General features: G+C 65.1%; 15 protein-coding genes. 6 read left to right on the plus strand and 9 right to left on the minus strand.

Annotation, left to right across the window (positions count from 1 at the left end; translation table 11 throughout):
• Positions 1–98: 98 nt before the first annotated feature.
• A complete protein-coding gene (locus ACOJTD_RS24825; protein ID WP_420135513.1) occupies positions 99–518 on the plus strand; it encodes a hypothetical protein in 420 nt (139 codons plus the stop codon).
• Positions 515–1,573, plus strand: coding sequence for a patatin-like phospholipase family protein (locus ACOJTD_RS24830; RefSeq protein ID WP_420135514.1), 1,059 nt, complete (start codon positions 515–517; stop codon positions 1,571–1,573). Before ACOJTD_RS24825 ends, ACOJTD_RS24830 begins: the two co-directional genes overlap by 4 nt.
• Before the next feature lie 31 nt (positions 1,574–1,604).
• Here the strand turns inward: ACOJTD_RS24830 and ACOJTD_RS24835 are convergent, their stop codons facing one another.
• Complete coding sequence (locus ACOJTD_RS24835; protein ID WP_420135515.1) at positions 1,605–2,390, minus strand: SDR family NAD(P)-dependent oxidoreductase; 786 nt, start codon at positions 2,388–2,390, stop codon at positions 1,605–1,607.
• A 225-nt stretch (positions 2,391–2,615) separates the two neighbouring features.
• On the opposite strand from ACOJTD_RS24835, the gene ACOJTD_RS24840 reads away from it, so the two are divergent.
• The 3 genes from ACOJTD_RS24840 to ACOJTD_RS24850 all read left to right on the plus strand — a co-directional run bounded on the left by ACOJTD_RS24840 (position 2,616) and on the right by ACOJTD_RS24850 (position 4,587).
• A complete protein-coding gene (locus tag ACOJTD_RS24840; RefSeq protein WP_420135516.1) occupies positions 2,616–2,864 on the plus strand; it encodes a DUF378 domain-containing protein in 249 nt (82 codons plus the stop codon).
• 18 nt (positions 2,865–2,882) lie between these two features.
• Positions 2,883–3,593 carry an alpha/beta fold hydrolase gene (locus tag ACOJTD_RS24845; protein WP_420135517.1) on the plus strand — a complete coding sequence of 237 codons (711 nt, stop codon included), beginning with the start codon at positions 2,883–2,885 and terminating at the stop codon, positions 3,591–3,593.
• Positions 3,594–3,711: 118 nt separating this feature from the next.
• Complete coding sequence (locus ACOJTD_RS24850) at positions 3,712–4,587, plus strand: manganese catalase family protein (protein WP_420135518.1); 876 nt, start codon at positions 3,712–3,714, stop codon at positions 4,585–4,587.
• Positions 4,588–4,771: 184 nt separating this feature from the next.
• Here ACOJTD_RS24850 and tgt read toward each other — a convergent pair whose 3' ends face one another.
• The 5 genes from tgt to coaD form a co-directional block, all read right to left on the minus strand.
• On the minus strand, positions 4,772–5,914 hold the full coding sequence (gene tgt, locus ACOJTD_RS24855; protein WP_420135519.1) for a tRNA guanosine(34) transglycosylase Tgt: 1,143 nt from the start codon (positions 5,912–5,914) through the stop codon (positions 4,772–4,774).
• The gene (gene queA, locus ACOJTD_RS24860; protein WP_420135520.1) at positions 5,911–6,987 is read right to left on the minus strand and encodes a tRNA preQ1(34) S-adenosylmethionine ribosyltransferase-isomerase QueA; all 1,077 of its coding nucleotides are present in this window, start codon (positions 6,985–6,987) and stop codon (positions 5,911–5,913) included. Before queA ends, tgt begins: the two co-directional genes overlap by 4 nt.
• A 129-nt stretch (positions 6,988–7,116) precedes the next feature.
• Positions 7,117–7,584 (minus strand): peptidylprolyl isomerase, encoded by a 468-nt coding sequence (locus ACOJTD_RS24865; protein ID WP_054164827.1) that lies wholly within the window; start codon positions 7,582–7,584, stop codon positions 7,117–7,119.
• Positions 7,585–7,762: 178 nt separating this feature from the next.
• Positions 7,763–8,326, minus strand: a complete 564-nt coding sequence (locus ACOJTD_RS24870) for a peptidylprolyl isomerase (protein ID WP_420135521.1) — start codon at positions 8,324–8,326, stop codon at positions 7,763–7,765.
• Between the two features lie 28 nt (positions 8,327–8,354).
• Positions 8,355–8,852, minus strand: a complete 498-nt coding sequence (gene coaD, locus ACOJTD_RS24875) for a pantetheine-phosphate adenylyltransferase (protein WP_420135522.1) — start codon at positions 8,850–8,852, stop codon at positions 8,355–8,357.
• Between the two features lie 332 nt (positions 8,853–9,184).
• Here coaD and ACOJTD_RS24880 point away from each other — a divergent pair, with 332 nt between their 5' ends.
• Positions 9,185–9,442, plus strand: a complete 258-nt coding sequence (locus ACOJTD_RS24880; RefSeq protein ID WP_420135523.1) for a hypothetical protein — start codon at positions 9,185–9,187, stop codon at positions 9,440–9,442.
• Between the two features lie 120 nt (positions 9,443–9,562).
• Here the strand turns inward: ACOJTD_RS24880 and gyrA are convergent, their stop codons facing one another.
• The 3 genes from gyrA to hfq all read right to left on the minus strand — a co-directional run bounded on the left by gyrA (position 9,563) and on the right by hfq (position 14,114).
• Entirely contained in the window at positions 9,563–12,304 is a 2,742-nt protein-coding gene (gene gyrA, locus ACOJTD_RS24885; protein WP_420135524.1) for a DNA gyrase subunit A, read from the minus strand.
• A 179-nt stretch (positions 12,305–12,483) separates the two neighbouring features.
• Positions 12,484–13,854, minus strand: a complete 1,371-nt coding sequence (gene hflX, locus ACOJTD_RS24890; protein ID WP_420135525.1) for a GTPase HflX — start codon at positions 13,852–13,854, stop codon at positions 12,484–12,486.
• 11 nt (positions 13,855–13,865) lie between these two features.
• Entirely contained in the window at positions 13,866–14,114 is a 249-nt protein-coding gene (gene hfq / locus ACOJTD_RS24895) for an RNA chaperone Hfq (protein ID WP_420135526.1), read from the minus strand.
• Positions 14,115–14,191: the final 77 nt, after the last annotated feature.

The raw sequence follows: 14,191 nt of genomic DNA on the forward strand, positions 1-14,191 counted from the left end.
AACCCTCGGCCCTCGGCCGCGTTCCAAACGCGCGACGGCTTGGCGTTTGGAACGCGGCCATAGCGGCGCCGTTGGCAGGCGGAAACAAGGAGATCGCAATGACCAAGGCTTCGCTGCAGATGACATCCTCCGAAACGCGCCGGCTGGCGCGGGCGCTCGGCTGGTTTTCGCTGGCGCTCGGCGCCGCCGAGTTGATCGCGCCGCATCGGATCACGCGCGCGCTGGGCATGCAGGGCAGCGAAGGTCTGGTGCAACTCTACGGGCTGCGCGAGATCGCAAGTGGCGTCGCAATCCTGTCGACCGAATCCGCCACGTCGGTGTGGAGCCGCGTCGCTGGCGACGCACTCGACCTCGGAACGCTCGGCATGCATCTCGGTGAAGACAACGACAAGCAGACAAATGTCGCCGCGGTCGTCGCGATGGTCGGCGGCGTCGCGCTGCTCGATGCCGCCTGCGCGGCGAGCCTCTCGGCCATCGAGACGCGCGAGCAGACCGGGTCGCAGCGGGCGCTGAATTGACCGGCCCGCTCCCGCGCGAGATCCCGGCTCTGGCGGACGGCAGATCCGCTGAGCCGACGACAGCTCTGGTGGTCGGCGGCGGGCTCAGCCTGGCTGCTTACCACGGCGGCGCGTATCAGGCCTTCGCCGAGCGGCAGTTGCCGCTGCATTGGACCGCCGGCTCCTCCGCCGGCGCCGTAACTGCCGCCCTGATCGCCGGCAGCGCACCCGAGGAGCGCGTGTTTCGCCTGCGGACGTTTTGGGGCATCGGGACGGAAGCGCCCAGTTCGGGGCCGTTCGCACATCTCGAAGGCTGGATGAGCGCGGTCCGCGCCCATGTGGTCGGCGACCCGGCGCACTTCTATCCGCGCTTTCCGTCAGCGCGCTTTCACAGCCTGTACGATCTCACGCCGATGCGGCCCCGGTTGGCGCAACTGATCGACTTCGGCCGGCTCAACAGCGGCGACGTACGGCTGTGCATCGTCGCGACCGACGTGCGAAGCGCCGACCCGGTGGTGTTCGACAGCCTGACAACGCGCATCGAGCTCGACCATGTGCTCGCGAGCTGCGGCTTCCTTCCCGAATTCGCACCCGTCAATATCGGCGAGCAGACGTTGGTCGATGGCGGCCTGTCGCTAAATGCGCCGTTCGATCCGATCCTGCACGCTTGCGCTGGTCCGCTCCGGCTGTTCGTGCTCGACCTGTACGCGCGCGACGACGCGCTGCCGACCAGCCTGGAAGCTGCGCTGGAACGCAAGAACGATCTGATCTTCGGCAACCAGACTTATCTGCGGCTCAAAGACAAGATCGCGATCCGCCGGCTCCAGCGCGAACTCGCCGGCGACACGACGAACGCTGACGACATCGCGTTGCTGAGTTACCGGGCCGTTGCCGATGAACCGGGTCCGGAGAAGAGCTTCAACTTCTCCCGCCCGGCCCTCACCCGCCGCTGGTGCGCCGGACGCCTCGACATGGAGGCCGCGCTAGGTGTGGACGTTCCCGCGATCGACGGCCTACGCGTTATTCGCCGCGGCCCGGCGATGGCACAGCCGGACGGTGGGGCAGAGACGGGCTGACGTTGTCGGAACGCCTCACTCTGAGATCGACTCACGATTTGGCGCTGCCGGGCTCGGCCATCTTGCGATGTTGACTCGCCAGCGTTCCGGACGGCACCACATTGGCGGCTGCCGACATCACCTTGTTCTTCCAGCCCGTGACGACGTCGCCCTCACCGCTCATCATCGCGTCGAAGCCGAGCTGTGCGACTTCGCCGGCATCGTCCTTCTCGGCTGCTCCGACTGCGGTGTCGAGCATGTCGGCACTACGGAAGAAATCCGTCTCGGTCGCGCCGGGCATCAGGCACGTCACCGTCACGGCGCTGTCGCGCAGTTCGTCACGCAGCGCGAAAGAGAACGAATTCAAAAACGCCTTTGACGCATTATAGACCGCCTGAAAGCTGCCCGGCGTGAAGCCGGCGATCGAGCCGGTGATCAGGATGCGTCCGCTGTTGCGCCGGCGCATCTCGTTGCCGATGCGATGAATCAGATAGAGCGTGCCGACCACGTTGGTATCAATGACCTTGCGTGCGTCCGCGAAATTCTGCTCAAGAAACGAATGACCGAGCCCGCGTCCGGCATTCGCCAGCAGCGCGTCGACCGGACGACCCTTGGCGGCCTCGCAAAGCCGATTGATGCCCTCCTCGGTCGCGAGGTCGGCCTGCACGGCCTCGACCGACCCGCCGCTCGCGCGCAGTTCGATTGCGACCGTTTCGATCGCCGGCTCATCCGCCGCGATCAATAGATCGAAGCCCGCTTTGGCGCAGCACCGCGCCAGCTCCAGCCCGATACCTGTCGAGGCTCCGGTCACGATGGCGAACGAACGTTGATCCGTCATATCTGCAGTCTCCGGCTTCGCAAACTCACCACGCCAACCTTGCCGGAAGCGACGTGTTCCTCGCGCGCCAAGCTCGCGCACCACGGTCGGTTAGCAGCATCTTCATTAGTCGCGCAGCGCGACGAAACGCTGGAGATGACGATCGCAGTGACATCCGGACGCGACAGTGATTAGGAACTCGCGAAGCATGCGACGGTTGGTCGGCCTCACTCATCGGAGATCACCATGCGCATTCTCAACATCATCACGCTTCTTCTCGTCATCGTCGGCGGCGTCAACTGGGGCTTGGTCGGCTTGTTCGACTTCGATCTGGTGACGGCGATCCTCGGCAACGGTGCGGCTGAGACCGCCACCTCGTCCGCCGCGGCGCGGATCGTCTATATCCTCGTGGCGCTTTCCGCGCTCTATCAGATCACCACGCTGACGCGCCTGCTGTCGACCCGCTCGGCCGCTTACGGCAGCAACACCTACTAAGCATCGACGCCGCAGCAGATGGATCGCGCCGATCAGTTTCGCCGCATCTTGGGCGAGGACCCGGACGGCGCAATCTACTTTCTGCCGTGGCGGACCAGCTTCGCAATGGCGCTCCGGTTCGGCCTGATCGGCCTGCAGCGCTGGCGGCTGTGCTACGAACTTCCGACCAGCGTGGTCTCGCCGGATCCGGAGCGGTGCGCCGCTTCGATCCGGCGAGTCGTCGCCGACGCGGTCGATCAGAGCGGCGACCGACCGCCTCCCGTTTTCATCGGCTTCAGCATGGGCTCGGTGCTCGCAACCTTGCTGGCGGGCCGCTATGGCAGCCGGCTGTGGAGCTTTGCCTCCGCCGACCGCGGCGACCTCATGATCTGGCAAAGTCCCGCCGCCCAAGCTATCCGCGCTGCTGCGGAAGCCCGTGGCAAGGCGCTCGTCGACTTCTCACGCGCGTTGGAAGGCCTGCATCCGATCGACTGGCTCGACCGGATCGATCCCAATAGTCGCTTCGCGATCGGCGCGTTCGACCGCTTCGTGCCATCGAACCGCCGCAGCGCGCTGATCCGGGGCGCTACCCGCAGGGTGCCCCGTGCCAACGTCGTCACCGAGCCGCTCGGCCATCTCGGTGTTATGGCGCTCAGCCCTTGGCGGCAACGTCAATGGGCTCGCGCCGCCCGGCACACGCCTGCAGCTAACAGCAGCTCATCGCACGTGCTAGCTGCCGGCACGCGTTGATAGCACAACATCGATTAGGAACGACAGCCGGGCGCGTCGGTTTGCGCAGCATCCTGACCGCGCACGTCCGTGCCGCTTCCAGGCCAATCCCTCGACATCCATTCGAAAGGAACGACCGATGTATTATCACGACAAGCAGCTGCAATATCCGGTTCGCGTCGAGAAGCCGGACCCGCTGTTTGCGCGCCAGCTTCAGCAGGCCATCGGCGGCGTCGAAGGCGAGATCCGCGTCTGTATGCAGTATTTCTTCCAGGCCTGGGGCGCGCGCGGCCCGACCAACAAATATCGTGACCTGCTGCTCAACACGGCGACGGAAGAAATCGGTCACATCGAAATGCTTGCAACTGCCGTCGCGCTCAATCTCGAGAACGCACCGCTGAGCGCGCAGGAAGAAGGCGCTGCCGACAAGGTCGTCGGCGCGGTGATGGGTGGTGAAGGAAGCCGCCAGACCATCGAGGGCATGCTGCAGCGACATGTGCTGTCGACCGGCCTCGCCGCCTTCCCGGGCAATGCCGAAGGCGTGCCGTTCGACTGCTCGCACATCTACGCCAGCGGCAACCTTGCCGCCGACATGTACTGCAACGTCGCGGCCGAAACGACCGGCCGCACGCTGGCCGTGCGGCTGTTCAACTCGACCTCGGATCCGGGGATGCGCGACATGCTGCACTTCATGATCGCGCGCGACACCATGCATCAGCAGCAATGGCTCGCCGTGATCGAGGAGATGGGCGGCGCAGCCGCGCTGCCGATTCCCAACAGCTTCGACCAGAGACAGGAGCACCAGCGCTTCAGCTACTTCATGATGGGCACCGGCCGAAACGGCGATCCGCTGCCCGAAGGCCGGTTCTCGTCAGGCCCTTCGATCGACGGCCGTGGTGAATTTTACGCCGGTCACTTCGAGCCGCTCGGCGAAGAACCGATGCTCGGCGCGGCGCGTCCGCTGTCCGGCGCCCAAGCCGAGCAGATCAATCCGACCGGCGCCAAGCCGACCTAGTTGATCATTCCGAAGCAGACGGACGGGCTTAAGGCGCCCGTCCGTACGGAAGCCTGCGCTCGGCGATTGAGCCGAGCGATTCACGCGACGGCGCTTCGGTCGGGGCGAACAAAGCGCGTTGATCGCCACGTTCTAGCCCACTACTCATTTCAAGCAGTAATTGATCCGGCTTTGCCGCGCATCGTCATGCGCGGCTGTAGGGCGCGATGTCGCCCCTCGCCCAGCCGTCGCGCGTCTGCGCGCGAAACTCTTCGAAGGTGCCGGCAGCAATCGCCGCGCGCATGTCGCGCATCATGTGCTGATAGTATGCGATGTTGATCTCGGACAGCAGCATCGCGCCCAGCGTCTCACCCGACTTGATGAGATGATGCAGATAGGCCCGTGAGCAATTGCGGGTCGATGGCCAATCGCTGGTCTCGTCGAGCGGACGCGGATCGTCGGCATGGCGGGCGTTGCGCAAGTTCACCGGACCGTATTTGGTGAAGGCGACGCCGTGGCGGCCATTGCGCGTCGGCATCACGCAGTCGAACATATCGATGCCGCGTGCCACCGCTTCGAGAATGTCTTCGGGCGTGCCGACGCCCATCAGATAGCGCGGCCGATCCTGCGGCAGGATTGGCGCCGCCTCTTCGATCATCGCCAGCATGACTTCCTGCGGCTCGCCGACCGCGAGGCCGCCGATCGCGTAGCCATGGAAGCCGAGCTCGATCAGGCCGCGCGCCGACGCGTGGCGCAGCTCCGGCACGTCGCCGCCCTGGACGATGCCGAACAGCATATGCCCTTGCGGCGCGCCCTCGAAAGCCCGCTTGCAGCGCTCGGCCCAGCGCAGCGACAGCTGCATCGCTCGGTCGATATCGGCGTGCTCGGCCGGCAGCCGGACGCATTCGTCGAGCTGCATGGCGATGTCGCTGCCGAGCAGCAGCTGCACTTCAATCGCCCGCTCCGGCGACAATTCGATTGCGGCACCGTCGATATGCGAGCGGAACGTCACGGCGTGCTCAGTGACTTTGCGGAGCTGCGCCAGCGACATCACTTGGAAGCCGCCCGAGTCGGTCAGCATCGGGCCATTCCAGGTGGTAAAGCGCTGCAAGCCGCCGAGCGCGGCGATCCGCTCGGCGCTCGGGCGCAGCATCAAATGATAGGTGTTGCCGAGCACGATGTCGGCGCCGGCATCGCGCACCTCGCGCCAGTGCAGCCCCTTCATCGCGCCGGCGGTGCCGACCGGCATGAAGGCCGGCGTCCGGACCAAGCCGTGCGGAGTGGTCAGCCGGCCGGTCCGCGCCGTGCCGTCGGTCCCGAGCAGTTCGAAATGGTTCGGCACGCTCATGCGGGATCCCGGAACAGCAGGCTGGCGTCGCCATAGGAGTAGAAGCGATAGCCGGAGCCGATGGCGTGGCGGTAGGCCGCCTGCATCGTCTCCAGACCGCTGAAGGCCGACACCAGCATGAACAGAGTCGAGCGCGGCAGATGGAAATTGGTCATCAGGATATCGACCGCGCGGAAGCGATAGCCCGGCGTAATGAAGATCGATGTCTCGTCGGCGAACGGCGCGATCGTGCCGTCCTCGCGCGCCGCGCTCTCCAGCAGACGCAGCGAGGTGGTGCCGACCGCGACGACGCGGCCGCCTTGGGCGCGCGCCGCGTTGAGCGCGTCGGCGGTGGCTTTGCTGATCGTGCCCCACTCGGCGTGCATCTTGTGCTCGGCGGTGTCGTCGGCCTTGACCGGCAGGAACGTCCCGGCCCCGACGTGCAGCGTCACCCGGTGCAGCGTCACGCCGCGGGCCGCCAGCGCAGCGTCGAGCTCCGGCGTGAAGTGCAGCCCCGCGGTCGGCGCCGCGACGGCGCCCTCGTTGACGGCGAACATGGTCTGGTAGTCGGCCGTGTCCTGCGCATCCGGGGCGCGCTTGGAGGCAATGTAGGGCGGCAGCGGCGTCGCGCCGAGTTCGGCAATCGCCTGATCGAGCGCCGGGCCATAAAAGCTGAAGCTCAGCGTCACCTCGCCGGCGTCGCCCTTGGCCTCCACGGTGGCGTCGAGATGGCCGAGCAGGCAGACCCGGCCGTCATGGCCGAACCGGACGACGTCGCCTTCGCTGAGCTTCTTGGCGGGCTTCACGAGCGCCTGCCAGCGCGAGCCGTCGAGCCGCTTGATCAGCGTGGCGTCGATCTTCGGCTCGGTGGCACGGCCGATGCGGCGGCCGGACAGCTGCGCGGCAATCACCCGCGTGTCATTGACCACGAGCTGATCGCCGGGCTGCAGGAGCGCCGGCAGATCGCGCACGATGCGGTCCTCGATCGCCGTGCCCGGACGCACCACCAGCATCCGCGCAGCATCCCGCGGCGACACCGGCCGCAGCGCGATGTTGTCCGTCGGCAGGTCGAAGTCGAACAGGTCGGTGCGCATACAATGTCCGCAATCGCCGGACTTGATCCGGCGATCCATCCTCTTCGAAAGATGGATGCCCGGGTCAAGCCCGGGCATGACACCTTCTCTGTGATGACGCCCGCTGCTAACGAGCGGACGCCGTCGTTATCAGGCCGCCGCGTCAGCGGCCATCGAGGCCTTGACGATCTTGTCGGGGTTCTGCACCGGCTCGCCGCGCTTGATCTTGTCGACGTTCTCCATGCCTTCGATCACCTTGCCCCACACCGTGTACTGGTTGTCGAGGAAGCGGGCGTCGTCGAAGCAGATGAAGAACTGGCTGTCGCCGGAGTCCGGATTGGCGGCGCGCGCCATCGAGGCTGTGCCGCGGACATGCGGCTCCTTGTTGAACTCGGCCTTCAGCTTCTTGCCCGAGCCGCCGGTGCCGGTGCCCTGCGGGCAGCCGGTCTGCGCCATGAAGCCTTCGATCACGCGATGAAACACGATGCCGTCGTAGAAGCCCTCGCGCACCAGCTCCTTGATACGGGCGACGTGGTTCGGAGCGAGATCCGGGCGCATCTCGATCTTGACCGGGCCCTGAGTGGTTTCGAGGATCAGGATGTTGTCGTTGTCAGCCATGGTCTCTTCTCATCTGGTTTGGGGACTATCCTGCGATCGAAGAACCGCAGCGTGAAGGCGCCGTCGTCCAGCGACGGCGTGGCCGATGCCGCCTTGCGACGACAAAAGCGTAAACCGAGCACTCTGTTTCTATCATGTCGATCGGCGCCGCCGCGCCAGCGCGACGCGTCGCGGTCGATTACTTGATGTCGGAGGCGACCTGCACCTTGACCATCTTGTCCGGGTCGGTGACCGAACCGCCTGGCGAACCGGCCTGCGCCTTCTTCAGCTTGTCGACGACGTCCATGCCGGACACCACCTGCCCGATCACGGTGTACTGGCCGTTGAGGCTCGGGCCGTCGTCGAACATGATGAAGAACTGTGAGTTGGCGCTGTCGACGCTGTCGCCGCGACGGGCCATGCCGACCACGCCGCGCTTGAACGGCACGTTGGAGAATTCCTGCTTCAGGTTCGGATATTTCGAACCGCCGGTGCCGTTGAACTTCTCGCCATCGCCGGTCTGCGCCATGAAGCCGGCCATCACGCGGTGGAACGGCACGTTGTTGTAGTAGCCCTCGCGCGCCAGCTGCTTCAGCCGCTCGGCATGCTGCGGCGCGATGTCGGGCCGAAGCTGGATCACGATGCGGCCCTTGGTGCTGTCGATCACCAAGGCGTTGGCCTTGTCGAGATTGGCGGGCAGCGGCTGCGCCAGCGCCGGCACGGCGAACAGCAGCGCGGCGAAAAGGCCCATCAGACGGATCATGCTAACTCCGATCGGAAAACGAAGCCGGCTAGCCGGCGACTTTGGATTTCAAGGCGACTGCGACCTCCGGCGGCACGAAGGCCGAGACGTCGCCGCCCATCGCTGCGATCTGCCGCACCAGTGTGGCGGTGATCGGGCGGACGCCGACCGAGGCCGGCACGAACACGGTGTGGATCGTCGGCGCCATGGTCTCGTTCATGCCGGCGATCTGCATCTCGTAATCAAGATCGGTGCCGTCGCGCAGACCGCGGATCATGATCGTCGCGCCGACCTGCTGCGCCGAGGTCACCGTGAGGTTATCGTAGGTGGTACAATCGAACTGACAGCCCGCGGCTTTAGCGACCGGCTCGAACACCGTCCGCACCATTGCGAGGCGTTCGTCGGTGGTGAACAGCGGCTTCTTGCCGGGATGGATGCCGATCGCCACCACAAGTTTGTCACAGAGCGCGACCGCGTGGCGGACGACGTCGAGGTGACCATTGGTGACGGGATCGAAGGAGCCGGGATACAGCGCGATACGGGACATACTTCCGTCTAGCGCGCCCGCAAGACGCCCGCAAGCCGGCGTGGTTCCGGCGTCCGACCCACTTTTATTTCGCACTGCGGATCGAACCGAAAGGCGGGCTCGCGCGTCTACTGCGGGACAAAGGGGACGCTGAAAACATTACGGTTTTTGACGAAATGTTTCTTGGCCCCTCGGCTGGAGAAACAATTCGGCGTCACCACGAAACGCGATCGCGCGGCGACGAAGACGTGTTGAAACCGGCCTTGGGTAAACCACCCGCACTGGGAAGCGACAAGACGATCCGGGTTCAAAGGCGCAATCAAGCCGGCCCGGCTGGAACACAGGGGACCGCTATGATCAAGGCTCTTTCCGCCATCGCCATCGCAGCGTTCGTGGCCGCCGCCCTCACCATTCTGCCGGGCTTCGCCCCGCGCGTCGAAGCCAGCGTGCCGGTTGCGCTCGCCAAGGGCGATCGCCTGGACATTCGCCCGCTCGGAACCAGCTGCTCGGAACAGGCTTGGCCGAACTTCGAGCCGTCCTGTCTGCGCAACGCGGACCGCCGCAACGCGCCGATCAAGCAGGCCCGCCTCGTGACCGCGGAACGCCCTTGAGGCTGGCGCGTTAACGCACCGAATTACCAAGCGCCTTCCCTCCAGGAGCGCTCTCTCGAAGGCCCTCGGTATGCCCCACCGAGGGCCTTTCGATTCGATATCGCACCAGCCGGCGGCCGATCAGCCGCCGTTGCTGGGCTCAGCCTCTTCAGCTTCCGGAATATGCTCGACCGATACGACCTTCTCGTCGTCGGCGGTGTCGAACACGATCACACCCTGGGTCGAGCGGCCGGCAACGCGGATGCCTTCGACCGGGCAGCGGATCAGCTGGCCGGCGTCGGTCACCAGCATGATCTGGTCCGAATCCTCGACCGGGAACGACGCCACCAGCTTGCCGTTGCGGTTGTTCACCGACATCGCGCCGATGCCTTTGCCGCCGCGGCCCGTGGTTCGATACTCGAACGAAGAGGTCCGCTTGCCGTAGCCGTTTTCCGAGATCGTCAGCACGAACTGCTCGGAAGCCGACATTTCGGCGTAGCGGTCGGGCGACAGCGATGTCGTCGTCTCGCCCTCCTCGGCTTCGACTTCCGGCGTTTCGACCACCTCGGCTTCTTCGCCGGTCGCAGCACGACGGAACGCGCCGGACTGCTTCAGATAGGTGGTACGCTCGGCCGGCGTCGCCTCGAAGTGGCGCAGGATGCTGAGCGAAATCACCTTGTCGCCGTTCGCCAGAGCGATGCCGCGCACGCCCATCGAGGTGCGGCCGCTGAACACCCGAACCTCCGGCACAGCGAACCGGATGCACTGGCCGCCAGCAGCAGTCAGCAGCACGTCGTCGCGCTCGGTGCAGATCTGGACGTCGACGATCGCCTCGCCGTCGTCGAGCTTCATCGCGATGATGCCGGAGCGGCGCACGTCGACGAAGTCGGACAGCTTGTTGCGGCGGACGTTGCCGCCGGTGGTGGCGAACATCACGTCGAGCTCGCTCCACGACGCTTCGTCCTCCGGCAGCGGCATGATCGTGGTGATGCGCTCGCCCTGCTCCAGCGGCAGGATGTTGATCAGCGCCTTGCCGCGGCCATTGGGCGGCGCGATCGGGAGCCGCCAGACCTTCTCCTTGTAGACCTGGCCGCGCGACGAGAAGAACAGCACCGGCGTGTGCGTCGAGGCGACGAACAGACGCGAGACGAAATCCTCCTCGCGCGTCGCCATGCCGGAGCGGCCCTTGCCGCCGCGGCGCTGCGCCCGATAGGTCGACAGCGGCACGCGCTTGACGTAGCCGGCGTGCGACACCGTCACCACCATGTCCTCGCGCTGGATCAGGTCTTCGTCTTCGACCTCGCCTTCCTGCTCGATAATCTGAGTCTTGCGCGGCGTGGCGAATTCGGCCTTCACGGCGCCGAGTTCGTCCTTGACGATGCTCTGCACCCGCGCGCGCGAGCGCAGGATGTCCAGGTAGTCCGCGATCTCCAGCGCGAGCTTGTCGAGCTCGTCGGAGATTTCCTCGCGGCCCAGAGCTGTCAGGCGCTGCAGCCGCAGATCGAGGATCGCCTTCGCCTGCTCGAACGACAGCCGCGCGGTGCCGTCCTCATTCAGCTTGTGGCGCGGATCGTCGATCAGCGTGATCATCGCCGCGACGTCGGCCGCCGGCCAGTCGCGCGACATCAGGGTCTCGCGCGCCGTATTCGGATCGGGCGAATTGCGAATAACCCTGATGATCTCGTCGATATTCGCCACTGCGATGGCGAGGCCGACCAGGATGTGGGCGCGGTCGCGCGCCTTGTTCAGCAGAAATTTGGTACGACGGGTGACGACCTGTTCGCGGAACGCGACGAAGACCTGCAGCAGGTCTTTGAGGTTCATCAGCTGCGGCCGACCGCCGTCCAGCGCCACCATGTTGGCGCCGAAATTGGTCTGCAGCGGGGTGAATTTGTAGAGCTGGTTCAGCACCACTTCGGGCACCGCATCGCGGCGCAACTCGATCACCACGCGGAAACCATCGCGATCGGATTCGTCGCGCAGATCCGAGATGCCTTCGATCTTCTTCTCGCGCACCAGCTCGGCGATGCGCTCGACCATGGTGGCCTTGTTCACCTGGTACGGGATCTCCGAGACGATGATCGCCTCGCGGTCCTTACGGACGGTTTCAATCTCGACCTTGCCGCGCATCACGATCGAGCCGCGGCCGGTGTTGTAGGCCGAGCGAATGCCGGCGCGGCCGAGAATGATGCCGCCCGTCGGGAAGTCCGGCCCCGGCACGATGGCGTTGAGGTCTTCGATCGACAGTGCCGGATCGTCGATCAGCGCGGTGCACGCATCGATGACTTCGCCGAGATTGTGCGGCGGGATGTTGGTCGCCATGCCGACCGCGATGCCGCCGGCGCCGTTGACCAGAAGGTTCGGGAACTTCGCCGGCAGAACCTGCGGCTCTTTTTCGGAGCCATCGTAGTTCGGCTGGAAGTCGACCGTGTCCTTGTCGATATCGTCGAGCAGCGACTGCGCGATCTTGGTCAGGCGGGACTCGGTGTAGCGCATCGCCGCCGGCATATCGCCGTCGACCGAACCGAAATTGCCCTGACCGTCGATCAGCGGCACGCGCATCGAGAAGTCCTGCGCCATGCGAACCAGCGCGTCGTAGACCGACTGGTCGCCGTGCGGGTGATACTTACCGATGACGTCGCCGACCGTGCGCGCCGACTTGCGATACGGCTTGTTCCACTCGAAGCCGTTCTCGTACATGCCGTAGAGAATGCGCCGATGCACCGGCTTCAACCCATCCCGGGCATCCGGCAGGGCACGCGCCACGATCACGCTCATCGCGTAATCGAGGTAGCTCCGCTTCATCTCGTCGAGAATGGAAACGGGGCGGATATCCGAGGGCGCCTGCGGCTCCCCGGTCTTCTCGTCGTCTTTGTCGGACAAAGGTGAGTTCCGGTCAGAATCTGATGCGAATCGTATACCGCATCGTGCCCAGCCAAGCCACCCTCACAGGCTCAGTTTGCCAGCTTTTTCCTGCCGTTTTTCCAATGGCTTAGGGGTTATCGAGACGGAGACGGGAAACACTCCTAAGCGGCATGTTCGCGCGCGCTTGAGCGCATGCGCTAATCCTCGCGCACCACGGCCTTGAAGCGCTCGATGATGGCGTCGCGTTTGGTCTCGTCGGCGCGCACCGTCATGACGTAGCGACCGTCCTGAAGCTCTTTGGACAGCACCTCGGCGTTGCGATGCAGCCAGCTGACGCCGGCGCCGTCGGCGGCATCGATCTTCAGATCCAGCACAGTCCGCGTCGCCGCGAGCCGTTGTTCGATCGCCTGCAGCAGATCGTCGACGCCCTCACCGCTGACGGCGGAGACGAGAAACACCGGATGCTCGCCATCGCGCCGGGCCGCGATATTGGCCAGTTCTTCGCGCTGTTCGGGCTCGAAGCGGTCGATCTTGTTCCAGATTTCGAGGATGCGGCCGCCGCTGGCGTCGACGCCGAGTTGGCGCAGCACGGTGTCGACGTCGCGCTCCTGGGCTTCGGCGTCTTCGTGGCTGATGTCGCGGACGTGCAGGATCAAATCGGCTTCCAGAACCTCTTCCAGCGTCGCACGGAAGGCTGCGACGAGCTGGGTCGGCAGGTTGGAAATGAAGCCCACGGTGTCCGACAACATGGCTTTTCCACCATGTGGCAAACTCAAGGCACGCAGCGTCGGGTCGAGCGTGGCGAACAGCATGTCGGCCGCCTGCACGTCGGCGCGGGTCAGGCGGTTGAACAGCGTCGACTTGCCGGCATTGGTATACCCGACGAGGGCGACAACGCGGTACGGGACCCGCTGCCGGCCGGCGCGGTGCAGCCGGCGGGTCGCCTGGACCTTCTTCAGCTCGTTCTCGAGCCGGGTGATGCGTTCGCCGATCAGACGACGGTCGGCTTCGATCTGGGTCTCGCCGGGGCCGCCCATGAAGCCAAAGCCGCCGCGCTGGCGTTCGAGGTGGGTCCAGGATCGCACCAGCCGCGAGCGCTGATAGTTGAGATGGGCCAACTCGACCTGGAGTGAGCCCTCCTTGGTCTTGGCGCGGCGGCCGAAGATTTCCAGGATCAGGCCGGTGCGATCGAGCACCTTGGTGTTCCAGGCCTTCTCAAGGTTGCGCTGCTGAATCGGAGACAGCGCGCAGTCCATCACCACCAGGTCGGCGTGATGCGCGGCGATGATGCCGACGATCTCCTCGACCTTGCCCTTGCCGAGATAAGTGGCTGGCCGGATCTGGCTGATCGGCGTCAGCACCGCCTCGGCGATGTCGAGATCGATGGCGCGCGCGAGCCCCGCCGCCTCGTCGAGGCGGGCGTCGTTGTCACGCACGGCACGAACATCGGAAGCGTCGGGATCGCCTTTGCGCACGCGCAGATACGGCCCGACGACGATGACACGTCCGGTCTGGCCATCTGCGGCTTGCGGGCGATCGGCGTCCGCGCCGAAACTACGGGGCTCCAATCAGACCCCTCTCAAGCTGGAGAATCCTCGCCGCCCTCGAACCGCTGGATCGGTGCGCCCGGCATGATCGTCGAAATCGCATGCTTGTACACGAGCTGGGAGTGTCCATCGCGCCGCAACAACAGGCAAAAATTATCGAACCACGTGACAATGCCTTGCAACTTGACCCCGTTCACCAAAAAGATCGTGAGAGGAGTTTTTGTTTTTCGAACATGGTTCAGGAAGGTGTCTTGTAGATTCTGAGCGCGGTCTGCCGCCATTTTTATTCCCGCAATTGGAATGGGTCTTTTCTTGCCGCAGCGTGTCTCTTCAGAAACGTGTCTCTTCGGAAACTGTG

The sequence above is a fragment of the Rhodopseudomonas sp. genome (assembly GCF_048594845.1).
GTDB lineage: Bacteria > Pseudomonadota > Alphaproteobacteria > Rhizobiales > Xanthobacteraceae > Rhodopseudomonas.